The 22,328-nt window shown below is 71.6% G+C and carries 23 protein-coding genes and 1 tRNA gene; 11 read left to right on the top strand and 13 right to left on the bottom strand.

The window, feature by feature from the left end; genetic code table 11:
• The first annotated feature begins 33 nt into the window (after positions 1-33).
• From cysS to JSY13_RS09655, 3 genes are read left to right on the top strand one after another with little or no spacing between them, the layout of a single operon-like run.
• Positions 34-1,440, top strand: a complete 1,407-nt coding sequence (gene cysS, locus JSY13_RS09665) for a cysteine--tRNA ligase (protein ID WP_259606476.1) — start codon at positions 34-36, stop codon at positions 1,438-1,440.
• Positions 1,433-2,440, top strand: a complete 1,008-nt coding sequence (gene rlmB / locus JSY13_RS09660; RefSeq protein WP_259606475.1) for a 23S rRNA (guanosine(2251)-2'-O)-methyltransferase RlmB — start codon at positions 1,433-1,435, stop codon at positions 2,438-2,440. The genes cysS and rlmB overlap by 8 nt, the downstream gene beginning before the upstream one ends.
• A gap of 55 nt (positions 2,441-2,495) precedes the next feature.
• Positions 2,496-3,137, top strand: a complete 642-nt coding sequence (locus JSY13_RS09655; RefSeq protein WP_259606474.1) for an NAD(P)-dependent oxidoreductase — start codon at positions 2,496-2,498, stop codon at positions 3,135-3,137.
• A gap of 70 nt (positions 3,138-3,207) precedes the next feature.
• On the opposite strand, the gene JSY13_RS09650 is transcribed toward JSY13_RS09655, so the two are convergent.
• Together JSY13_RS09650 and JSY13_RS09645 are read right to left on the bottom strand one after the other, a co-directional pair.
• On the bottom strand, positions 3,208-4,512 hold the full coding sequence (locus JSY13_RS09650; protein WP_259606473.1) for a DUF4032 domain-containing protein: 1,305 nt from the start codon (positions 4,510-4,512) through the stop codon (positions 3,208-3,210).
• Positions 4,513-4,585: 73 nt separating this feature from the next.
• Positions 4,586-5,689 carry an ABC transporter ATP-binding protein gene (locus tag JSY13_RS09645; protein ID WP_259606472.1) on the bottom strand — a complete coding sequence of 368 codons (1,104 nt, stop codon included), beginning with the start codon at positions 5,687-5,689 and terminating at the stop codon, positions 4,586-4,588.
• Positions 5,690-5,951: 262 nt separating this feature from the next.
• Between JSY13_RS09645 and JSY13_RS09640 the strand changes: the two genes are divergently transcribed.
• Together JSY13_RS09640 and JSY13_RS09635 are read left to right on the top strand one after the other, a co-directional pair.
• A complete protein-coding gene (locus JSY13_RS09640) occupies positions 5,952-6,923 on the top strand; it encodes a DsbA family protein (protein ID WP_259606471.1) in 972 nt (323 codons plus the stop codon).
• A gap of 47 nt (positions 6,924-6,970) precedes the next feature.
• Positions 6,971-7,043: transfer RNA gene (locus JSY13_RS09635), tRNA-Thr, on the top strand.
• Positions 7,044-7,094: 51 nt separating this feature from the next.
• On the opposite strand, the gene JSY13_RS09630 is transcribed toward JSY13_RS09635, so the two are convergent.
• Complete coding sequence (locus JSY13_RS09630) at positions 7,095-7,487, bottom strand: hypothetical protein (RefSeq protein ID WP_259606470.1); 393 nt, start codon at positions 7,485-7,487, stop codon at positions 7,095-7,097.
• A 186-nt stretch (positions 7,488-7,673) separates the two neighbouring features.
• The gene (locus JSY13_RS09625) at positions 7,674-8,168 is read right to left on the bottom strand and encodes an SOS response-associated peptidase (RefSeq protein ID WP_259606469.1); all 495 of its coding nucleotides are present in this window, start codon (positions 8,166-8,168) and stop codon (positions 7,674-7,676) included.
• A gap of 212 nt (positions 8,169-8,380) precedes the next feature.
• On the opposite strand from JSY13_RS09625, the gene JSY13_RS09620 reads away from it, so the two are divergent.
• A complete protein-coding gene (locus JSY13_RS09620) occupies positions 8,381-9,322 on the top strand; it encodes a DMT family transporter (RefSeq protein ID WP_259606468.1) in 942 nt (313 codons plus the stop codon).
• A 3-nt stretch (positions 9,323-9,325) separates the two neighbouring features.
• On the opposite strand, the gene JSY13_RS09615 is transcribed toward JSY13_RS09620, so the two are convergent.
• Both JSY13_RS09615 and msrB read right to left on the bottom strand, forming a co-directional pair.
• Positions 9,326-9,952, bottom strand: coding sequence for a nitroreductase family protein (locus tag JSY13_RS09615; protein WP_259606467.1), 627 nt, complete (start codon positions 9,950-9,952; stop codon positions 9,326-9,328).
• Positions 9,949-10,353, bottom strand: coding sequence for a peptide-methionine (R)-S-oxide reductase MsrB (gene msrB / locus JSY13_RS09610; RefSeq protein ID WP_259606466.1), 405 nt, complete (start codon positions 10,351-10,353; stop codon positions 9,949-9,951). Before msrB ends, JSY13_RS09615 begins: the two co-directional genes overlap by 4 nt.
• Positions 10,354-10,426: 73 nt before the next feature.
• Here msrB and JSY13_RS09605 point away from each other — a divergent pair, with 73 nt between their 5' ends.
• The 4 genes from JSY13_RS09605 (at position 10,427) to groL (ending at position 14,031) form a co-directional block, all read left to right on the top strand.
• Positions 10,427-11,419 (top strand): DUF2332 domain-containing protein, encoded by a 993-nt coding sequence (locus JSY13_RS09605; RefSeq protein ID WP_259606465.1) that lies wholly within the window; start codon positions 10,427-10,429, stop codon positions 11,417-11,419.
• A 9-nt stretch (positions 11,420-11,428) separates the two neighbouring features.
• Positions 11,429-11,686, top strand: a complete 258-nt coding sequence (locus JSY13_RS09600) for a DUF3263 domain-containing protein (RefSeq protein WP_259606464.1) — start codon at positions 11,429-11,431, stop codon at positions 11,684-11,686.
• Between the two features lie 128 nt (positions 11,687-11,814).
• Positions 11,815-12,297: a LytR C-terminal domain-containing protein gene (locus tag JSY13_RS09595; RefSeq protein WP_259606463.1), complete on the top strand. Its 483-nt coding sequence runs from the start codon at positions 11,815-11,817 to the stop codon at positions 12,295-12,297.
• A 114-nt stretch (positions 12,298-12,411) separates the two neighbouring features.
• Complete coding sequence (gene groL, locus JSY13_RS09590) at positions 12,412-14,031, top strand: chaperonin GroEL (protein ID WP_259606462.1); 1,620 nt, start codon at positions 12,412-12,414, stop codon at positions 14,029-14,031.
• A gap of 95 nt (positions 14,032-14,126) precedes the next feature.
• Here the strand turns inward: groL and JSY13_RS09585 are convergent, their stop codons facing one another.
• The 4 genes from JSY13_RS09585 to JSY13_RS09570 all read right to left on the bottom strand — a co-directional run bounded on the left by JSY13_RS09585 (position 14,127) and on the right by JSY13_RS09570 (position 17,563).
• The gene (locus JSY13_RS09585; RefSeq protein ID WP_259606461.1) at positions 14,127-14,414 is read right to left on the bottom strand and encodes a WXG100 family type VII secretion target; all 288 of its coding nucleotides are present in this window, start codon (positions 14,412-14,414) and stop codon (positions 14,127-14,129) included.
• Positions 14,415-14,555: 141 nt separating this feature from the next.
• Positions 14,556-16,253: a sensor histidine kinase gene (locus tag JSY13_RS09580; RefSeq protein ID WP_259606460.1), complete on the bottom strand. Its 1,698-nt coding sequence runs from the start codon at positions 16,251-16,253 to the stop codon at positions 14,556-14,558.
• A gap of 16 nt (positions 16,254-16,269) precedes the next feature.
• Positions 16,270-16,956: a response regulator transcription factor gene (locus JSY13_RS09575; protein WP_259606459.1), complete on the bottom strand. Its 687-nt coding sequence runs from the start codon at positions 16,954-16,956 to the stop codon at positions 16,270-16,272.
• Positions 16,957-17,011: 55 nt separating this feature from the next.
• Entirely contained in the window at positions 17,012-17,563 is a 552-nt protein-coding gene (locus tag JSY13_RS09570) for a TetR/AcrR family transcriptional regulator (protein WP_259606458.1), read from the bottom strand.
• Positions 17,564-17,659: 96 nt separating this feature from the next.
• Here JSY13_RS09570 and JSY13_RS09565 point away from each other — a divergent pair, with 96 nt between their 5' ends.
• Positions 17,660-18,556, top strand: coding sequence for an alpha/beta fold hydrolase (locus JSY13_RS09565; protein WP_259606457.1), 897 nt, complete (start codon positions 17,660-17,662; stop codon positions 18,554-18,556).
• A 95-nt stretch (positions 18,557-18,651) separates the two neighbouring features.
• Here JSY13_RS09565 and JSY13_RS09560 read toward each other — a convergent pair whose 3' ends face one another.
• From JSY13_RS09560 to JSY13_RS09550, 3 genes are read right to left on the bottom strand one after another with little or no spacing between them, the layout of a single operon-like run.
• Complete coding sequence (locus tag JSY13_RS09560; RefSeq protein WP_259606456.1) at positions 18,652-20,292, bottom strand: DNA repair helicase XPB; 1,641 nt, start codon at positions 20,290-20,292, stop codon at positions 18,652-18,654.
• 39 nt (positions 20,293-20,331) lie between these two features.
• On the bottom strand, positions 20,332-22,026 hold the full coding sequence (locus JSY13_RS09555; RefSeq protein WP_259606455.1) for a helicase-associated domain-containing protein: 1,695 nt from the start codon (positions 22,024-22,026) through the stop codon (positions 20,332-20,334).
• A gap of 7 nt (positions 22,027-22,033) precedes the next feature.
• Positions 22,034-22,321 carry a multidrug ABC transporter ATPase gene (locus JSY13_RS09550; protein ID WP_259606454.1) on the bottom strand — a complete coding sequence of 96 codons (288 nt, stop codon included), beginning with the start codon at positions 22,319-22,321 and terminating at the stop codon, positions 22,034-22,036.
• Positions 22,322-22,328: the final 7 nt, after the last annotated feature.

Below are 22,328 nucleotides of genomic sequence, written 5' to 3'. Positions count from 1 at the left end.
GCTGCGGCACAGCGGCCCCGGTAGTCTTGAGCGGTGACCCTCCGCCTGTACGACACCCGCGCTCAGCAGCTGCGCGACTTCGTTCCGCTCGACGCCTCGAACGTGACGATGTACGTCTGCGGGCCGACCGTGCAGTCCGGACCGCACATCGGGCACGTCCGCGCCGCGCTGAGCTTCGATCTGCTCCGCCGCTGGCTGACGCATCGGTACGGCCGGGTGACCTTCGTCCGCAACGTCACCGACATCGACGACAAGGTGCTCGCGAACGCCACCGACGCCGAGCCGTGGTGGGCGCTCGCCTACCGCATGGAGCAGGAGTTCTCCCGGGCGTATGCCGCCGTCGGCATCCTTCCCCCGACGTACGAGCCGAGGGCGACCGCGTCGATCCCGCAGATGCAGGAGATCATCGCGGCGCTCATCGAGCGGGGCCACGCCTATCCGGCGCCGGACGGCTCCGGCGACGTGTACTTCGACGTGCGCTCCTGGCCGTCCTACGGCGAGCTGACGAACCAGTCCGTCGACGCCATGGAGGCCGCGGCGGACGCCGACCCGCGCGGCAAGCGCACCCCGCAGGACTTCGCGCTGTGGAAGGGTGCCAAGCCCGAGGAGCCCGCGGATGCCGTGTGGGCCTCGCCCTGGGGCCCGGGCCGCCCCGGCTGGCACATCGAGTGCTCCGCGATGGCCAAGCGCTACCTCGGCGCCGAGTTCGACATCCACGGCGGCGGGCTCGACCTGCGCTTCCCGCACCACGAGAACGAGCTCGCCCAGTCCACCGCGGCCGGCGACGGCTTCGCGCGGTACTGGGTGCACAACGGCCTGGTCACCGTCGACGGGCAGAAGATGTCGAAGTCGCTGGGCAACTTCACCCTCGCCGCCGACGTGCTCGCCGCGCACGACCCGCTCGTGGTGCGGTACGCGCTCGCGGCCGCGCACTACCGTTCCAGTCTCGACCTCACCGAGTCGTCCTGGGCGGAGGCGGAGGCGGCGTTGGGGCGGATCCGGACGCTCCGGCAGCGCATCCTGCGCGCCACGAACGCGGACCCCGCGGCGCTCGTCCCGGGAACGCTGCCGACGGCGTTCGCGGATGCCATGGACGACGACCTCGGCGTGCCGCAGGCTCTCGCCGTGCTGCACGAGACCGCGCGCACGGCGAACGGGGCGCTCGACCGGGGCGATCTCGACACCGCCACGGACGCCGCACGCGCCGTGGCCGCGATGACCGGTGTGCTCGGGCTGGACGAGGGCGACGCCGTCGCGGCGGAGGGCGGGGCGACGGCATCCGCTCTCGACGCCCTCATCCGCACACTCATCGCGCAGCGCGCGCAGGCGCGCGCCGACAAGGACTGGCCCGCCGCCGACCGCATCCGTGATGCGATCGGCGCGGCGGGGATCACTCTGGAGGACACTCCGGACGGAACGCATTGGAGCATCGATGGCTAAGCCAGGTCGCCCGGGAGCGGGCAACAGCAAGAAGAAGGGCGCCCTGAAGGGCACCGGCGGGCACGGGCGCAAGGCGCTCGAAGGCAAGGGCCCGACCCCCAAGGCCGAGGACCGGTCCTGGCACGTCGCCGGCAAGCGGAAGGCGGCGCAGGAGCGCTACGCCGCCGCCGGCGGCAAGGGCAAGCCGGGTCAGAAGGGCCAGAGCGGTGCGTCCCGGCGCCCGGCATCCGGGGCGGGGAAGAGCACCAACGACACCGAGATCGTCACCGGGCGCAACTCGGTGCTGGAGGCGCTGCGGGCGAAGATCCCCGCGGTGACGCTGTACATCGCCCAGCGCGTCGAGATGGACGACCGCGTCAAGGAGATGCTCGCGATCGCCCGCAACCGCGACATCCCGGTGCTGGAGGTCACCCGTCAGGAGCTCGACCGCATGGCCGGCTTCGACGGCGTGCACCAGGGCGTCGGCCTCAAGGTGCCGCCGTACGAGTACGCGCACCCGCAGGACCTGCTGGAGCAGATCATCGACCGCGGCGAGACGCCGCTGCTCGTGGCCCTGGACGGCATCACCGACCCGCGCAACCTCGGCGCGATCATCCGCTCGACCGCCGCGTTCGGCGGGCAGGGCGTGATCCTGCCGCAGCGTCGCTCCGCGAGCGTGAACTCCGCGGCGTGGAAGACCAGCGCCGGCGCCGCCGCGCGGATCCCGGTGGCCCTCGCCGCGAACCTGACCACGCAGCTGAAGGAGTTCAAGAAGCAGGGCGTGTTCGTGCTCGGCCTGGACGGCGGCGGCGACGTCGCGCTGCCCGCCCTGGAGCTGGCGGACCGGCCGGTCGTCATCGTCGTCGGCTCCGAGGGCAAGGGGCTGTCGCGCCTGGTGACGGAGACCTGCGACCAGGTCGTCTCGATCCCGATCTCCGCCGCGACGGAGTCGTTGAACGCCGGCATCGCGGCATCCGTCGCGCTGTACCAGGTCGCCACCCTGCGCGCCGCGGCGGAATAGCGCCGCCTCGTCGGCGATTGTCTTTGTCAGCACATCCCGAATGGAAGGAAGCCCCATGGCCCGCATCGTCGTCGTCGGAGGAACCGGGTACGCCGGATCGCACATCGTCCGCGAGGCGGTGAGTCGAGGGCACGAGGTGGTGTCGGTCTCCCGCACGGTGCCCGACGAGCCGATCGAGGGCGTGGAGTACGTGCAGGGCTCGGTGCTCGACATCGACGCGCTCGGCGACGTCTTCGACGGGGCGGATGCCGTGATCTCGGCCGTGTCCCCGCGCGGCGACATGGCGGACAAGGGTCTGGACGCGGTCCGCGCGCTTGCCACAAAGCTGACCGGCACGTCCACGCGCCTCGGCGTCGTCGGCGGCGCGATGGGCAGCCTCGCCGCCCCCGGCGGCCCGCGGCTGTGGGACCTCGGCGTGCCGGAGGAGTACCGCCACGAGGCGCAGGTCGGCATCGACACGCTGGAGCTGCTGCAGCAGTCCGAGCCGGGGCTGGACTGGTTCCTGGTGCACCCGCCGAAGGTGTTCGGCTCGTGGGAGCCGGGCGAGCGCACCGGACGGTACCGCACCGGGGGCGAGGTCGTCGTCGAGGCCGAGGACGGCACGTCGTACATCTCCGGCGCGGACTTCGCCGTGGCCGTCGTCGACGAGATCGAGCGCCCCGCCCACCGCCGCGCCCGCTTCACCGTCGGCTACTGATCCCCGCGCCCCTTCGGGTCACGGGGTCTCCCATCCCCACCCCGCCAGGGGTCCGGGCGCGTCCGGGGACTCAGACGAGGTCGCGCCAGTCGATCGCGCCGGTCTCGTCGGAGACGGGGAGCTCGCCGGTGATCACGGGCAGGCCCATCGTCTCCGTCGGCGGGCCCATGATGGTCGCCTCGTCGCGGCGGTGCCGCAGCACGTCGTTGATGTAGCTGGTGAGCACCTCGGCGAGCGGCACCGAGCGGCCCTGCGCCTGCGACAGGTACCAGCGGTGCTCGAGCACCTGGTGGAACACCTCGGCGGGCTCGAGCTTGGCCCGCAGGTCGTACGGGATCGCCCGGACCACCGGCTCGAACACGCGCGTCAGCCACTCGTGCGCGTACATCTCCTCATCCGCGTACTGCTTGGTCGACCGGGCGCGGAACTCGTCCAGGTCGTTCAGCAGCCGCCGCGCCTGGTTCTCCTCGACGTCCAGGCCGGTGAGCCGGATGAGGCGGCGCTGGTGGTGCCCGGCATCCACCACCTTAGGCTGGATCCGCACCACCGTGCCGTCCGCGGTCGTCTGCATCGACATCTCGTCGATGTCGAAGCCGAGGGCGTTGAGCTTCTCCACGCGTTCGGTGATCCGCCACGACTCGGTGACGTCGAAGGACTCCTCGTCGGTGAGCGCCGCCCACAGCGACCGGTACGAGGAGACGATCCCGTCGGCGACCTGCAGCGCGTCCACGCCGCGCTCCAGACGCCCGCCCGCGGCGAGGTCCATGATCTCGCCGGCGATGTTGGTCCGGGCGATGTCGAGGTCGTACGCGCGCTGACCGTCGGTCAGGCCCTCCTCGTGCAGCTCTCCGGTCTCGGCGTCGACGAGGTAGGCGGCGAAGGCGCCGGCGTCGCGCCGGAACAGCGTGTTGGAGAGCGACACGTCGCCCCAGTAGAAGCCGACGTTATGCAGCCGGACCAGCAGCAGCGCGAGCGCGTCGACCAGGCGGGTGGCCGTGTCCGGGCGCAGCACGCGGGTGAACAGCGCCCGGTACGGCATCGAGAACCGCAGGTGCGAGGTGACCAGCACCGCCGGCAGCGGCGTGCCGTCGCGCTCGGTGCGACCCGAGATGACGGCCACGCGGCTCACGCACGGCACGTCGAGGCGCGCCAGGTTCCCCAGCATCTCGTATTCGCGGCGCGCCATCTCCTCGGTCGTCTCCTTGACGGCGACCACTCGACCGGAGAGGTCCGCGAAGCGCACGAGGTGACGGGAGAGGCCCTTCGGCAGCGAGACGATGTGCTCGGAGGGCCATTTCGCGAGGGGGGTGGACCAGGGCAGCTCCAGCAGCCCGGGATCGACCGTGCTGGCGGTGATGCGCAGCGCGTCCTGCATCGGCATCCTCTCCGGGAAGACGACGCGGCGCGGGCGACCCCATGGTCGACCCGCGCCGCGCGACGGAAGGTGATCAGGCCGAGACGATCGGCTTGTCGTTCAGGCGGTCGCCGGTCTCCACGTCGAAGGCGTGCACGTGACCCGGGTTCGCGGCGAGCGTGACCGTCTCGCCGGCGTTCGGGTGGTTGCGGCCGTCGACGCGGGCGACGATGTCGGTCCGCTTGCCGTTGATCTCGGTGTGGCCGTACAGGTAGCCGTCCGCGCCGAGCTCCTCGACGAGATCCACGACGACAGAGAGACCCTTGCCGTCGGCCGGGCCGACCGTGATGTCCTCCGGGCGGACGCCGACGGTGACCTGGCTGCCGTGGGCGCGGCCGGTCACATCGCGGTCGAGCGGCACGACCTCGGAGCCGAAGCGGACGCCGCCCTCGGCCAGGTCGGCCGGGAACAGGTTCATCGCGGGCGAGCCGATGAAGCCGGCGACGAACACGTTGTTCGGCTTCTCGTACAGGTCGCGCGGCGTGCCGACCTGCTGCAGCAGACCGTCCTTGAGCACGGCGATCCGGTCGCCCATGGTGAGCGCCTCGGTCTGGTCGTGCGTGACGTAGACGGTGGTGACGCCGAGGCGGCGCTGCAGCGAGGCGATCTGGGTGCGGGTCTGCACGCGCAGCTTGGCGTCGAGGTTCGACAGCGGCTCGTCCATGAGGAAGACCTGGGGCTGACGGACGATCGCGCGGCCCATCGCGACGCGCTGACGCTGACCGCCGGAGAGCGCCTTCGGCTTGCGGTTCAGGTACTGCTCGAGGTCGAGCAGCTTCGCGGCCTCCAGCACGCGCGCGGCGCGCTCCTCCTTGCCGACGCCGGCGATCTTGAGCGCGAAGCCCATGTTCTCCGCGACGGTCATGTGCGGGTACAGGGCGTAGTTCTGGAACACCATGGCGATGTCGCGGTCCTTCGGCGGAACGTCGGTGACGTCGCGGTCGCCGATCAGGATGCGGCCGGAGTTGACCTCTTCGAGGCCGGCGAGCATGCGCAGCGAGGTGGACTTTCCGCAGCCGGAGGGGCCGACCAGGACGAGGAACTCCCCGTCGCCGATCTCGAGGTTGAGCTTGTCGACGGCAGGCCGGGTTGCTCCGGGATAGAGGCGGGTCGCGTCGTCGAAAGTGACAGATGCCATGGCGTTTCTCCTTCACCGGCAGGTACGTGCCGGACGATCCGTAGTGATGGAAACGGTGGGTTGCCCCGCCGCGGCCCCTCGTCGGGCCGAGTTCAGTATGGCATGGGAGTCCCCGATCCGGGTATGACGGGATTCTCCTGGGCATCCGCGCCACGTGCGGCACCTGGGGATTTCTCAGCCTGCCTGACTAGCATCGAACCCGGTGCCGCGCTTCTCGCGGCCGTGGGGACGCCGATTCCCCGCCGGACTTTCAAGAGGAACGATGTCGAGCGACGAAACGCCGAACGTCCCTGCCGCTCGCGATTCGCGTCAGGCGGTGCGGGAGAAGGCCCAGCAGGTGTACGCCCAGCAGTCGAGGGCGAGGCTCATGCGACGGGTGATCATCGGTCTCGTCGCGATCGTCGCCGTCGGATCCATCGGCACGGCGGTCGCGCTGGCCGTCACCTCGTCGATCTCGAGGCCGAACCTCACCCCCTCGGGCATGGCCGATGACGGGGTCACCGTCCGCGACGTGAACGTCTCCGCGCCCCAGGAGGGCGCCGCGGCGACGCCGTCCGCCGAGCCCAGCGAGGCCGGGTCCGCGACGCCGGCGCCGGAGGAGACCGCGGCGGCCGAGCCGGTCGACATCCACATCTACGTCGACTACATGTCGCCCGGCGCCGCCGACTTCGAGCGCGCCAACGCCCGCCAGCTGTCCGGCTGGATCAGCGAGGGCGCCGTCACCGTCACGTATCACCCGGTGGCGCTGCTGACCGCCAACTCGAACGGCACGAAGTACTCCCTGCGCGCAGCGGCGGCGGCCGCCTGCGTCGCGACGCACTCGGCCCCGCAGTTCTACGACTACAACCACGAGCTGCTCACCGACCAGCCCGAGGAGGGCACCGACGGCCGCACCGACGCGCAGCTCGCCGACCTGGCCGTGGCCGTGGGGGCGGAGAACGTCAAGCGGGTGCGTTCGTGCATCGAGAAGCAGGACTTCGTGTCGTGGGCGAAGGATGCCACGGCGCGCGCCCTCGAGGGTCCGCTGGCCGGTTCCGACGACCTGAAGCTCAGCGGCGCCCCGATGATCGTGGTCGAGGGCGAGGCGTATGTCGGCGCGATGGACGACCCGGCGGAGTTCTCGCAGTTCGTGCTGACCATCGCCAGCGACGCCTACTACGGCGAGGGCGAGTCCACGCCGACTCCGACGCCGGGCGCGACGACGCCGGCACCGGGGACGACGTCCGCGCAGTGAGGTCCTAGACTCGAGGATGCACCGCGGCGAGCTTGAGCACGCCGTCCGCCGACTTAGCTCAGCTGGTAGAGCACCTGTCTTGTAAACAGGATGTCGCGGGTTCGAACCCCGCAGTCGGCTCGCGCAGACGAAGGGCGCCGGATCCACCGCCCCGGCGCCCTTCTCGCGCATTCAGCCGACCGGCCCCTGCGTGGGCCAGCCGTCGATGGGCCCGGTGTCGGTCAGGTACCCGATGTCGTCGGCGTGCGGGATGCCGTGCCAGATCATCGGGTCCGTGCTCCACACCTGGCCGGTGGTCAGCCCGCCGAGCGGCGCCTCGATGCCGAGGACGTTCTGCCGGATCGCCTTGCCGCGGCTCTTCTGGCCGATCGAGCCGCCGTAGGTCTCGAAGAACACCATGGGGTGGCTGTGCCCGGTCGGGTTGAGGCCGTTGTAGTCCAGACCGAGCATCACGGCGGAGGAGACCCCGCCCTTGATGTCGATCTCGCGCGGCCCGCCGACGCTGTAGCGGTCCATGCTGATGAAGCCGTACTTCTTCAGCTCGGTGTATACGTGACCCTGCATCCGACGCGTGGCGATGTCGTATTCGCAGCTCGTTGTTGGCGTGCGCAGCCGGGTACCACCCGGGCGCAGGCAATTGTTCAGACACGGTGAAGCCCCCTCCGGTCGTCCTGTCCCCAGCGGATTCTCTGGATCAGTGACGGCACTCTACCCGCGTAGACGGGTCGGGGAAGTATGAATTCCGCGCCGTCAGAACAGCCGTTCCGGCTCGCCCTTGTCGTCGGTCCTCGGTGTCGCCGTGATCCGCTCGTCGAGCGTCGCCGCGGCCTGCAGCGCACCGTCGATGAGCTCACGGGACGCCTCTTCTGTCAGCCACTCCTGGGCGAACGAGGCAGGCACCAGCACCGGCACGCGATCGTGCAGTGCCGCGAGGTGCTCGGGTGCCGGACGCATCAGGATCGAGTAGCAGGTGACCCACTCGCCGTCCGGCGTGCGGCCGCGCTGCGTCGTCGCCGCCATGCCGAACAGCACGCCCTTGCCGAGCCCGAACTCGTGCCAGCGGCGCTGCGGCTTCTGCATCTCGTACCACCCGGTCGTCGGCACGATGGCGCGCCCGCGCAGCGCGCCGGGCTTCTCCTGCATCCGCTCCGATCTCGTGTTGATGGACGGGAACCGGGCGGGCGCGCCGTTGACGAGGAAGCCCCACCACGCCGGCTCGAGCACCGGCTCCGCCTCGAAGCGCACGATCGGGTTCAGGTTCCGCAGGTTCCGCCCGGTCGGACGCAGCGTCTCGCCGGCGTTCTCCTCGGCCCAGGAGCGCAGCCCCCTCGAGCACCGCCGCGTCGGCCTCCGCCAGCAGCTCCGCCTCGGAGAACCGGGGATCCAGCCCGTAGCTCGCGCACATGCTGACAGGCTAGCGACCGGCGGCGACATCCGGCTCGGGTAGGGTTCCAGAAATGACCGAGTCCCGACCGCTGCCCGCCTTCGCGGCGCTCGGCGGCGCGGTGGCGATCGGCGCCATGACGGCGGCCCAGGCGCGCATCAACGGCGTGCTCGGGGTGCGCATCGACGACGGCATCGTCGCCGGATTCATCTCCTTCTTCGTCGGCCTGGTCGCGATCCTGATCGTCACGCCGTTCCTGCCCTCGGCCCGTGCGGGCGTCGCCCGCCTGGCATCCGGCATCCGGGCCCGCAGCATCCCGTTCTGGATGCTGCTCGGCGGATGCTGCGGCGCACTGACCGTCTCCACTCAGGGGCTCGTCGCCGGTGTGCTCGGCGTCTCCCTCTTCACGGTCGGCGTCGTCGCCGGGCAGACCCTGCACGGGCTGCTCCTCGACCGGATCGGCTTCGGCCCCGCCGGGGTCGTCGCGGTCACCCCCGGGCGCCTCATCGGCGGGCTGCTCGCGCTCGCCGCGGTCGGCATCTCGCTGAGCGGCGACGTACTGTCATCCGCCCCGCTCTGGCTGCTCCTGCTGCCCTTCCTCACCGGCGCCGGGATCGCCTGGCAGGCCGGGGCGAACGGCCGGCTCGCGCAGCGCACCGGATCGCCGCTGGCGGCGACGCTGATGAGCTTCCTCGCCGGCACGATCGTGCTGGTCCTGGCCGCGAGCACGAGCGTGGCGGTGCGGGGCATGCCGGAGCGCCTGCCGTCCGACCCGTGGCTGTACCTGGGCGGCTTCCTCGGCTTCGCCTACATCCTGCTCGGGGCGTTCCTGGTGGCGCATACCGGCGTCCTGCTGATGGGCCTCGGGTCCGTGCTCGGGCAGCTGACCACCTCCGTGGTCATCGACCTGCTCTGGCCGGCGACCGGAGGCCCCGCGCTGTGGCAGCTGCTCGCGATGGTCGTCGTGGCCGCGGCGTCCGTGCTCGTGGCCCTGCCGCGGCGGCGCCGGGCCTGAGCGTCAGGCCGGCTTCTCGGACTTCTCCGGCTTCTCGGACTTCTCCGGCTTGTCGGACTTCTCCGGCTTGTCGGACTTCTTCGGTGTCTTGGCCTTCGCCGGCATCCGGCTGAGGAAGGATTCGGCGTCCACGGGCTTGCGCCGTCCCGGCCGCTTCCGCGACGGCTTCCCGCCGACGTACAGCCAGCCGAGCAGCTCCTCGTCCTTCTTCAGCCCGTGCGCCTTCGCGACCGCCTTGGCGCGGGTGTAGTGACCCGTGCGCCAGATCACGCCCCAGCCGGCCTCGTCCAGGAGCAGGCTCAGCATGTGCGCGACCCCGGACGCCACCGCCTCCTGCTCCCAGTGCGGCACCTTGTCGCTCTTGCGGTAGCTGGCCACGACCGCGATCAGCAGCGGCGCGCGCAACGGCTTGCTGGAGGGCTTCTTGTCCCCCTCCGCCTTCGCGATGGCGGCGCCGAGCCGTTCGCGGTCCTGCACGCGCAGCTCGATCAGGCGCCATGGTTTGAGCGAGGAGTGGTCGGCGACCCGCCCGGCGGCGGCGATCAGCGGGAGCAGCTCCTCGCGGCTGGGCGCATCCTGGGTGACCTTTGACCACGACCGCCGCGCCCGGACGGCCTCGAGCGCGCTCACGACGGGTCGGGGGTGAATTTCAGCGCGACCGAGTTCATGCAGTACCGGTCGCCGGTGGGGGTGCCGAAGCCGTCCGGGAAGACGTGCCCGAGGTGGGAGCCGCAGGTCGCGCAGAGCACCTCGGTGCGCTGCATGCCCAGGCTGTTGTCCTCCCGCAGCTCCACGGCCTCGGGGCGGATCGACTCGTAGAAGCTCGGCCAGCCGCATCCGGAGTCGAACTTCGTGCCGCTCTTGAAGAGCTCCGCGCCGCAGGCGCCGCACGTGTACAGGCCCTCGCGCTTCTCATCCAGCAGCTCGCCCGTCCACGGGCGCTCCGTCGCCGCCTGCCGCAGCACCGCGTACTCCTGCTCGCCGAGCTCCGCGCGCCACTCGTCCTCGGTCTTGTTCACGCTGTACGACATGTCTCCTCCAGGGGTTCCGCTCCATTCTATCGCGTTCGCGGGCCGGCGGAGGCGGGAAGGCGAGAATGGGAGGATGACGGATGCCGTGCGCGCGCGCTTCGAGCGGTTCGCCGCAGAGGAAGCGCCGGGGCGCAGCGACGTGTACGCGGAGTGGGCGGCCGGGATCGCGGCGGACGCCGACGTGCAGGAGGTGCTCGCGCGCATCCCCGAGACGCACCGGCAGCCGCCGCTGGTGTTCGCGGTGACGCGGATGCAGGGCGCGACGGCCGGCCCGTATCCGCAATGGCGCCGCTTCGTGCTCGCCCACGCCGACGCGGTCGTCGCCGAATGCACCCGCCGCCGGGTGCAGACCAACGAGCCGCTGCGGCTGGCGCCGCTGCTGCCGGTCCTCAGCCGGATCGAGGGACCGGTCGCGCTGCTGGAGATCGGTGCGGCGGCGGGGCTGTGCCTGTACCCGGACCGGTACTCCTACCGGTTGCGCGATGCCGACGGCGCGCTGCGCCTGGCTCTCGACCCGCGCGGCGGCGCGTCGCCGGTCGTGCTCACCAGCACCGTCACCGGGCCGCTCCCGCCGCTGCGGATGCCGGAGGTGGTCTGGCGCGCCGGCATCGACCTCGCCCCGCTGGACGCCCGGTCATCCGCCGATCGCGCCTGGATGCGCAGCCTGGTGTGGCCGGGGGAGACGGAGCGGGAGGAGCGGATCACGGCCGCTCTCGACATCGCCGCCGCCGACCCGCCGCTGCTGCTCGCGGGGGACGCGGCCGAGCGGATCGACGAGCTCGTCGCCCGCGCACCGGCGGATGCGACGCTCGTGATCACGACGCCGGGTGTGCTCGTGTACCTCCCGCGCGCGGCCCGGCTCGCGCTCATCTCCCGCATCCGGTCCCTGCCCGCGCGGTGGATCACGATCGACGCCCCCGGTCTCCACGACGCCTGGGATCCTCCGCTCGACGCCGGCGCGTGGCGGGGCTCGGCGGTGGCGCTCGACGGGCGGGTGATGGTCGCGGCGGATCCGTTGGGCCGATGGTGGGAGTGGCGCACCGGGAACGGAGCGGATGCCGCATAGCCTGGTGCCATGTCCGGAGAGCTCACCGATCGCGACCGCGCGATCCTGGCGCTGGAAGCCGCCTGGCCGCGGCACGGCGGCATGAAGGAGGAGACGATCCGGGCGCAGCTGGGGATGAGCCCGGCGCGCTACTACCAGCTGCTCGGCCGGCTGATCGACAGCGAGGCGGCGCTCGAGCACGACCCGCTGCTGGTGCGCCGGCTGCGCCGTATCCGCGACACCCGCTCCGCGCAGCGCGCCGCCCGCATGCGCGGCTTCGTCGGCTGACCGCCCGCACCGGATTCCCGGCCACGGGCCGATAGCATCGAGTGGTGTCCACCCCTCCCCGCGATCGATTCGATGAGGTGCCCCGCTCGACGGGGCGTGTCGGCGCACATCGCGCCGAAGCACCCGGCATGAACGGGTGGATCGTGCTGCTGTGGTCGGCGGCCGCCGCGCTCGTGCTCATCGTGGGCGGCATCTTCGCCTCGCTCGTCGTGATGGGCCGCATCGACCTCTTCCCCGAGGCCGCTCCGGTGACCACGGCGACCCCTGGCGTGAAGGGGGAGATCGACACCTCGTACCGGGTGATGATCCTGAACGCGACCCCCGACGAGGGCCTCGGGGAGCAGCTGCGGCAGACCCTGCTCGACAACGGCTGGACCGCCGAGACGGTGTTCGCCAGCGACGGCGCCAGCGAGGACTTCCCGCAGACGACGGTGTACTTCGTCGACGACGGCGACGTGTCCGCCGCCCTCGGCCTTGCCGAGCTGATCGGCGGTGCCGAGGTCGAGAAGAGCGACTTCTACGCGGGGCTGAACGACTCCGATTCCCCGCAGCTGACCGTGGTGCTCGGTCTGGACAAGGCGGCCGCCGCGCCCGAGACTCCCGCCGAGTAGGCGCGCCTCCGCCGCGGCTTGCACTCTCTGGGGGCGAGTGCCAGAATGGCGTTAGCACTCATCGACTCTGAGTGCTAAACCCAACGCCTACGTCCGGGAGGGACGACAAAACTCATGGCAAAGATCATCGCTTTCGATGAGGAGGCCCGCCGCGGCCTCGAGCGCGGCCTGAACATCCTGGCCGACGCCGTCAAGGTGACCCTCGGCCCCCGCGGTCGCAACGTCGTGCTCGAGAAGAAGTGGGGCGCCCCCACCATCACGAACGACGGCGTGTCGATCGCCAAGGAGATCGAGCTCGACGACCCGTACGAGAAGATCGGCGCTGAGCTGGTCAAGGAGGTCGCCAAGAAGACCGACGACGTCGCGGGTGATGGAACCACCACCGCGACCGTCCTGGCTCAGGCGCTGGTCCGCGAGGGTCTGCGCAACGTCGCAGCCGGCGCCGACCCGATCTCGCTCAAGCGCGGCATCGAGAAGGCCGTCGCCGCCATCACCGAGGAGCTCCTCAAGGGCGCCAAGGAGATCGAGTCCAAGGAGCAGATCGCCGCGACGGCATCCATCTCCGCGGCCGACACCGCGATCGGCGAGCTCATCGCCGAGGCGATCGACAAGGTCGGCAAGGAGGGCGTGGTCACGGTCGAGGAGTCGCAGACCTTCGGCACCGAGCTCGAGCTCACCGAGGGCATGCGCTTCGACAAGGGTTACCTCAACCCCTACTTCGTCACGGACCCGGAGCGCCAGGAGGCCGTCTTCGAGGACCCGTACATCCTCATCGCGAACCAGAAGATCTCCAACATCAAGGACCTTCTGCCCATCGTCGACAAGGTGATCCAGGACGGCAAGGAGCTCGTCATCATCGCCGAGGACGTCGAGGGCGAGGCTCTCGCGACCCTCGTGCTGAACAAGATCCGCGGCATCTTCAAGTCCGTCGCCGTCAAGGCCCCGGGCTTCGGCGACCGCCGCAAGGCTCAGCTGCAGGACATCGCGATCCTCACCGGCGGCCAGGTCATCACCGAGGAGGTCGGTCTCAAGCTCGAGAACACCACCCTCGACCTGCTCGGCCGTGCGCGCAAGGTCATCGTCACCAAGGACGAGACCACGATCGTCGAGGGCGCCGGTGACTCCGCGCAGATCGAGGGCCGCGTGACCCAGATCCGCCGCGAGATCGAGAACACCGACAGCGACTACGACCGCGAGAAGCTCCAGGAGCGCCTCGCCAAGCTCGCCGGCGGCGTCGCCGTCATCAAGGCGGGCGCGGCCACCGAGGTCGAGCTCAAGGAGCGCAAGCACCGCATCGAGGACGCCGTCCGCAACGCGAAGGCCGCGGTCGAGGAGGGCATCGTCCCCGGTGGTGGCGTCGCGCTCATCCAGTCCGGCACGAAGGCCTTCGAGGGCCTCTCGCTGGAGGGCGACGAGGCGACCGGTGCGAACATCGTCAAGGTCGCCATCGAGGCTCCGCTCAAGCAGATCGCCCTCAACGCCGGCCTCGAGCCGGGCGTCGTCGCCGCGAAGGTCGCCGAGCTCCCCGCGGGCCACGGCCTCAACGCCGCGACCGGCGAGTACGGCGACCTGTTCGCCCAGGGCATCATCGACCCGGCCAAGGTCACCCGCTCGGCGCTGCAGAACGCCGCGTCGATCGCCGGCCTGTTCCTCACCACCGAGGCGGTCGTGGCCGACAAGCCCGAGAAGGCGTCCGCCGCTCCGGCCGACCCGTCCGGCGGCATGGACTTCTGATCTGACGATCCGACGTCCGTCTGCGACACAGCGCCCCCGGCTCCGGCCGGGGGCGCTGTGCGTTCCACCAGGGGGTCGGCGGAACAGCCAGGGGGTCAGCGGAACAGGCTCGCCGAGTACTGATCGGCCTCGGCGTACTGCATCGCGGCTGTGGCGAGGGCGCCGCCGATGGACCCGAGCACCTGCTCGACGTGCAGCTGCGCCGCGCGCCACTGCTCGCTGCACTCCTGGAACGCGGCGGATGCCGGGCCGGTCCACGCGGACTGCAGCTGCGTGAGCTGCGACATCAGCGTGCCGGACTCGGTCTGCAGGCGCGACATCGTACCCAGGACGGCGCCGTGCGCGGCATCGACGGCGTCGGTATCGACGGTGAAGACGGTCATCAGGACTCCTCTCGACGGGTCTCCGACGCTACGCGGCGAGCCGGCGCCGCGTAGCGCCCGTTCCCGGTCGCTGTGCAGAACTCGCCGAAAGACATCCGCTGTGGAGGACGACCGCGAGATCACCCGGCCGACCCACCGGCCTCAGAGCTCCAGCCGGTCGAGCGGCTGCGTCTCCTCGAGAAGGTGCTCGGGCGTCGCCTGCGGCGGGGCGAGCGGCAGGGCCACCGTGAAGGTCGCGCCGCCGCCGGGAGTCTCGTCCACTGTGACCGACCCGTTCAGGGCATCCACGATCGAGGCCACGATCGCCAGCCCCAGGCCCGCGCCCCCGGTCTCCCGCGCCCGCGAGGTGTCGGCGCGCCAGAAGCGCTCGAAGATGTGCTCCCGGATCTGCGGCGGGATGCCCTCGCCGTGATCCACCACCGCGATCGTGCCCACGCCGCGCCGGCGATCCGCGCCCACGACGATCTCGATCGGGCTGTCGTCCGGCGAGAACCGGCGGGCGTTGCCGAGCAGGTTCGTCACCACCTGGCGCACCTTGTTGTCCTCGCCGAGAACGATCGGGGGCGTGCGCACCGGGGCATCCGTCGTCTCCGTGAAATCGATCGACGGCACCTCCGGGGCCGGGCGGGGCCGGCGTCGCAGCCGCGACAGCGCCACGCCGGGACGGGGGCGCGGCGCCGGCGGCGCGTCCTGGATCGGGATCGGGGCCGTGGTCGCCGGCGGCGCATCCCCGGCGGTGGTGTCGATCACGGTGACGGTGCGCCCGGGGGATGCCACCCGCACGTCGAGCGCGGCGTCCCGGGCGATCGGCCGCAGATCCAGCGGCTCGATCCGGATCTCGCGTTCGCGCTCCTCGTCGAGGCGCGCCAGGGCGAGGAGGTCCTCGACGAGCACGCCCATCCGGATCGCCTCCTTCTCGATCCGCTCCATCGCCCGGGCGGTGTCCTCCTCGCCGCGGATCGCGCCCATCCGGTACAGCTCGGCGTAGCCGCGCACGCTCACCAGCGGGGTGCGCAGTTCGTGGCTGGCGTCGCCGATGAAGCGCCGCATGTTCTGGACGGTGCGGTCGCGCTGCGCGAGGGAGCGGTCGACGCGATCCAGCATGGTGTTGATCGCGGCGTTCAGTCGGCCGACCTCGGTGCTCGGCTCCAGGTCGGTGAGGCGCTGGCTGAAGTCGCCGGCGGCGATGGCCATGGCGGTCGCCTCGACGTGCCCGAGCCTCCGGAAGGTGAGGGTGACCAGTCCGCGGATGAGCAGGGCCGCGAGGAGGATGGTGACCAGCGCGACGGTCGTGTACACCCCGAAGTAGGTGGCGATGATCCGGTCGGCCTCCTCGAGGGGGAGGGCGACGAACTGGATGTAGTACGCGCCGGGGCCCTCGTCCACGAAGACCGCCCCGTGGTACGCGGCGCCGTCCTCGCTCTCCAGCGGGATCGGGGCGCGGTCCTCGAGGGCGTGCGCGGCTTCGAGGGTGAGCGTGCGCGGGAACACCGGGCCGTCGGATGCCCCGGACCCGCCGCCCCGCGCCAGCAGCGTGCCGTTCGCCCCGTACACGGCGAACACGTAGTCGGAGGATCGGGGCGCGGTCTCCTTCGGCGTGAAGACGAGGGTGCCGCCCTCCGACGCGATGTCGAACCACCGCTCGGCGATGCCGCTCTTGGCGAGATCCGGCAGCTGCGCGTCGATGTTGCTGATCAGCGCGTTGCGCAGGATGGGGACCGTGCCGATGCCGGCGACGACCAGCCCCAGAGCCAGGACGGCGACGGTGACGCCGGTGACCTTCGCCCTCAGGCTGATCCGCCGCCACCAGCTGGTGACCGCGTCGGGCTTGTGCGCCATGCGGCCCCCTCGCCGGCTACTTGCCGACCTTGAGCATGTAGCCGAAGCCGCGCTTGGTCTGGATCACCGACTCCTCGGTGTGCGGGTCGATCTTGCGGCGCAGGTAGGAGATGTAGCTCTCCACGATGCCGGCGTCGCCGTTGAAGTCGTACTCCCAGACGTGGTCGAGGATCTGCGCCTTCGACAGCACCCGGTTGGGGTTCAGCATGAGGTACTTGAGCAGCTTGAACTCGGTCGGGCTGAGCTCGATCGGCGTCTTGCCGACGTACACGTCGTGCGTGTCCTGGTCCATCGACAGCTCGCCGGCGCGGATCACCGACTCCTCGTCGGCCTGCATGGTGCGGCGCAGGATCGCCTGCGCGCGGGCGACGATCTCGTCGAGCGCGAACGGCTTGGTGACGTAGTCGTCGCCGCCGGCGTTCAGGCCCTCGATCTTGTCCTGGGTGTCGTCCTTGGCGGTGAGGAAGAGGATCGGCGCCGTGAAGCCGGCGCCGCGCAGGCGCTTGGTCACGCTGAAGCCGTTCATGTCGGGCAGCATCACGTCGAGGATGATGAGGTCGGGCTCCTCCTCGAGCACGGCCGAGATGGTGGCCGCGCCGTTCGCGACCGTCTTCACCTGGAATCCGGCGAAGCTGAGACCCGTGGACAGCAGGTCGCGGATGTTGGGTTCGTCATCGACGACCAGGATGCGCGCATCAGTCATGTCCCCATTATGGTGATCCGGGCCATGCGGCGGCTGATTGTGCGCGGATCGGCGGTCAGGCCGCGGGCCCGTGCACGGCGGCGGCGACGGCGAGGGTGACGGATGCCGCGATGGGCGCGTCGGGGTCGACCGTGAGCCGGTGCAGGAGCAGCCCGTCGCACGCGGCCATCAGCATCGGCGCGCGCTCGGCCGCGGCGGGGCCGCCGATCGCGCCGAGAAGCGACCGCGTCCACTCCTCGAAGATGCGCCGCTGACGGCGCAGGGGTGTGACGGCCTCGTCGTCGACGGCCTCGAGGAACAGTGCGTACCGGGCGCGGGTGCGGGCGGCTCTCGGCCCGGACTCGATCTCCATCGCGGTGACGAGCATGTCGACCAGCGCCTGCTCGGTCTCGATCGGGGCGGGGAAGCCGCCCTCGGCCCGCTCGCTCTCCGCGATCCAGTCGATCACGCCGGCGAGCAGGGCGGCGCGCGTGCGGAAGTGGTTCGACGTGGACCCCGGGGGGAGTCCGGCGGCGGCGTCCACTCGGGCGTGGGTGAGGGCGCGGACGCCCTCGGTGCCGACAAGGTCGACGGCGGCATCCAGGGCGCGGTCGCGGGTGGTGCTCATGACGTCATACTACAGACGTAGTGACAAACTACTATGAACGTAGTAGATTGGGCGCATGGCTGGGGCGGCCTGCTCGCATCGAGGGAGAGGCTCATCATGGACACGCCCGCATCGCACACCGCCGGCACGACGACGTGGTCGCCGCCGCTGCCGGATGCCCCGGGTTTCGAGCACCGGATGGTGGACACACCCGGTCTGCGGACCCACATCGCGACGATCGGCACCGGCGACCCGGTGCTGATGCTGCACGGCTTCCCGCAGCACTGGTGGCAGTGGCGGCGGATCGGGCCGCGGCTCGCCGCCGCGGGGTACCGCGTGATCTGCCCGGACCTGCGCGGCTCCGGATGGACCGAGGCCGACGAGCAGGGCTACCGGCGCGAGACGATGCTGCACGACGTCGTCGCCCTGCTCGACGCGCTCGGCCTGCCGCGCGTCCGCGTGGTCAGCCACGACCTGGGGTCCGTGGTCGCGGGGCAGCTCGCGTACGCGCACGCGGAGCGGGTGCGCTCGGCGGTGCAGCTGTCCGTGCCGCCGGGATTCATGATCTTCACCCCGAAGCTGCTTCCCGCCTTCCGTCACATGCCGCGGATGTTGCGGCACCGCGAGGGCGCCTCCCTGCGCTGGGTGTTCGGAGGTCCGTGGACCGCGACGCCGATGACCGACGAGACGATCGACGGGTACCTCCGGGTGCACAGCCGGCCCGAGGTCAGCCGCGCCGTGAGAGCGCTGTACCGCGGAATGGTCATCCCGGAGGTCATGCGGCTCTCCCGTGGCGACTACAAGCGGATGCGGCTGCATCCGCCCACTCTCGCCGCCTTCGGCCGTGAGGACGGGCCGTTCCGGGAGGAGATCGTCCGGCGGATCTGCCGCGAGGCCGACCGTCGTGCCGACCGCTTCGAGCTGGCTTTCGTCGAGGGGGCCGCGCACTTCATGACCGACGACGCCCCCGACGAGGTGGCCGAATTGATCCTGGACTGGTTCCGTCGCAGCTGACCTCCCTCACTTCCCGGCACATTGTGTCGCGATCTGCGGGTTGAGGCCTGGGGGACTGGCACCTGGTGACACAATGTGGCGTTCCGGGTGGGTGGTCAGGCGGCGAGGGCGTCGGCGTCCATGATGGTGTAGCTGTAGCCCTGCTCGGCGAGGAAGCGCTGCCGGTTCTGGGCGTAGTCCTGGTCGACGGTGTCGCGGGCGATCAGCGTGTAGAAGCTCGCGGTGTGTCCGGACTGCTTCGGCCGCAGCAGCCGCCCCAGCCGCTGCGCCTCCTCCTGCCGCGACCCGAACGAGCCGGACACCTGGATCGCGACGGACGCCTCCGGCAGGTCGATCGAGAAGTTCGCGACCTTCGACACCACCAGCAGCGAGATCTCGCCCTCGCGGAACTGCCGGTACAGCTCCTCCCGCTCGTCCACCGGCGTCGCCCCGGTGATCTGCGGCGCATTCAGCGACTCGGACAGGGTGTCCAGCTGGTCGAGGTACTGGCCGATCACGAGGATGCGCTCGCCGGGGTGCTTCGCGATCAGGTCGCGCACGGCCTTGATCTTGGCAGGGGCGGATGCCGCGAGCCGGTACCGCTCCTCGTCGGTCGCCGCCGCGTACTCGAGCCGGTCGCCCGGCGGCAGGTCGACGCGCACCTCGTAGCAGGCGGCGGGGGAGATGAACCCCTGCGCCTCGATCTGCTTCCACGGCGCGTCGAACCGCTTGGGCCCGATCAGGCTGAACACGTCACCCTCCCGGCCGTCCTCCCGCACCAGGGTCGCGGTCAGCCCGATCCGGCGCCGCGCCTGCAGGTCGGCGGTGAGCTTGAACACCGGCGCCGGCAGCAGGTGCACCTCGTCGTACACGATGAGGCCCCAGTCCATGGCGTCCAGCAGGGCGAGGTGCGCGTACTGGCCCTTCCGCTTGGCGGTGAGGATCTGGTACGTCGCGATGGTGACCGGCTTGACCTCCTTGGCCTGGCCGGAGTACTCGCCGATCTCCTCGGGCGTGAGCGAGGTCCGCTTGAGCAGCTCGTCGCGCCACTGCCGGGCCGAGACGGTGTTCGTCACCAGGATCAGCGTGGTCGTCTTCGTGTTCGCCATGGCGCCGGCGCCGACGATGGTCTTCCCCGCACCGCACGGCAGCACCACGACCCCGGAGCCGTCCTTCGCGAACGCCTCCACCGCCTCGCGCTGGTACGGACGCATCTGCCAGCCGTCCTCGGCCAGCTCGATCTCGTGCGGCGTGCCCGGCGTGTAGCCGGCCAGGTCCTCCGCCGGCCAGCCGATCTTCAGCAGCTCCTGCTTGATCTGGCCCCGGGCCCAGGCGTCCACCACGTAGGCATCCGGCGAGGGGTGCCCGATCAGCAGCGGCTGGATGCGCTTGTTGCCGGCCACCTGCGTGAGCACGGCCGGGTCGCTGGAGCGCAGGATCAGCCGGCCCTCCTCGTCGCGCTCGATCACGAGCCGGCCGTAGCGGTTCACGGTCTCGCGCAGATCGACCGCCACCGACGGCGGGACCGGGAAGCGCGACCAGCGCTCCAGGGTCTCCAGCATGTCCTCCGCGGTGTGCCCGGCGGCCCGTGCGTTCCACAGGCCCAGACGCGTGATCCGGTAGGTGTGGATGTGCTCGGGTGCGCGCTCCAGCTCCGCGAAGATCGCCAGCTCGTGCCGGGCCGTCTCGGCGTCGGCGTGCGCCACCTCGAGCAGGACGGTGCGATCGCTCTGCACGATCAAAGGGCCATCAGACATAGCAGACCAGTCTACCGCCGCCCCCGCCGGCCGGACCGTTCAGCCCTCCAGCACGCGCACCGAGCGGATGCTGCGCACCGGCAGGGTGCGCTCGACGTCGGCGGTGCGGTCGCGGCCGCGCAGGCGGCCGCCGCCGAGGCCGGATGCCTCGAGCGCCAGCTCCCGGCTGGAGCCGTCCGGCATGGCGACCTCGACGAGCACGACCGCCCGGGCACGGACGGCCGCCTCGAGCTCCCGGTCGAGCCACGCCGCATCGGCATCCGGACCCTGATGCGCGCGCAGCCGGGCGATCAGCGGCGCATAGGACGCGGCGGCGGCCGGATGCTCGTCCGCCATGCGCCGGCGCGCCGGGGGGATCGCGGCCCCGTCCCCGCCGACAAGAGTGGCGGGGTAGCGCGCGTCGGCGAGCGCCCAGGCGATGGTGTCGGCGCCCACCCGGGAGACGAGCACCTCGCCGTCGCGGACCAGGCCGAGCGGTCGCAGCGCGCGGTCGACCTCGATCGCCTGCAGCAGGTGCGCGTCGGTGCTGGAGACCACGGTGCCGCGGGCCGGGTCGGCCGTCACGCGGACCAGGCCGTGCCGCTGCGCCGTCTGCGCCACCAGGTAGGACAGCGGCTGCGGCAGGCCGGTCGGCGACAGTCCGGTGAGGAAGTCCAGGATGCTCTGCCCGGTCTCACCGTCCGCGAGGGCGCGGGCGATCGACTCGGCGGTGAACCGGTAGGAGGAGGCCTGCGCGGCGTCGTGCTCGGTCATCGCCCGCAGCCGGTTGTCCAGCGCCGGCAGCAGCGGTCCGGGCGCGATCGCGGTGAGGTCGTTCTGCAGGAAGACCCGGTCCACCTCCGAGGGCAGCAGGGTGGCGAGCGGCTCGGCATCGGCCGGCTCGCCGCGCCGCAGGGGTGTCGCCCAGGCCGGTTCGCCGCCGTCGTCGGCCGAGAGCCCCAGCAGGGCGGCCCGGTTGCGCAGCGCCGCGACCGCCGCGGGCCATCCCGGATCCCAGGGGTGGGCGTCGTCCCAGGCCGCGACCGGAATCCAGCCGGCGCCGGTGCGGATGCCGCGCGGCAGGCTCTCCCGGAACGCCTCGGCGAGCAGGGCCCAGCGGCGCCGGAACGGGGAGTCCAGCCAGTCGCCGGCGGCGGGGGTGATGCGCAGCTCCCGGTCGACGGGGCGGGCGAGGTCCGCGGTCACGGCCAGGGCGCGCAGCTCGTCGAGCACCTCGGCATCCATCCCGCCTTCGGCGAGCCGGCGTCGCTCACCGGCGCCGAGGGCGCCGGATGCGACGAGGGTGAGCGGGGCGGTGCGGGCGCTCAGCAGCAGGTCGGCGAGGCCCCGCACGGTCTGGAAGGCGCGCTCGGCCGCGCGTGCCGCCGCCTCGGCGGACGCGGGCGCGGCCTCCGCGGCGACCGGCGCCGGCGGCACGTCCCGCTGCTCCGCGATCGCGGCGACAGGGGGCGGGACGCGGCCGTCGTCGTCCATCAGCGCGAGGGCGCGCAGGCCCGGCGAGGGATCGCCCGCGCTGCCGTCGCGCGCGGCGCGCACCAGAGCCTCCGCCTCGTCGCGGGTGAGCGTGCACAGCGCCCGCTCCACCGAGGCGGTGTCGAGCAGCGCTTCGGCGGCATCGAAGAAGTCCTGCCACGGGGCATCCGCCCGCACGCCGCGAGCGTGGAACAGCTCTGCGAGCCACGCGTCGTCGGCCGCGGCGAGCCGGTCGGCGAGCGGACGCGCGTAGGTGCTCATCGGCCGCTCAGGAGCGCGAGGACGCGCGCCCCTTCCGGATGAAGCTCATGACGAGCAGGGCGATGATCATCACGAAGGCGAGCGGCAGCCCGTACATGGGCACGGCCGCGACCACGGGCCAGGCGCCGGTGCCGAACGCCTGCTGGTCCATCCCGGCGGCCGTGCCGATGATGATCGCGAAGAAGCAGACGATCGACAGCGCGGCGACGCCCAGTGCCCCGAACGCGAGGAAGCGGTCGATCCCGCGGACCGGGACGTCGCGGTCGGCGTCGGGGCCGTCGTGCTCAGTGCTCATCCGTCTC

Source organism: Microbacterium neungamense, assembly GCF_024971095.1.
Classification (GTDB): Bacteria; Actinomycetota; Actinomycetes; order Actinomycetales; family Microbacteriaceae; genus Microbacterium; species Microbacterium neungamense.
This window is presented reverse-complemented; position numbering and strand designations above follow the sequence as displayed.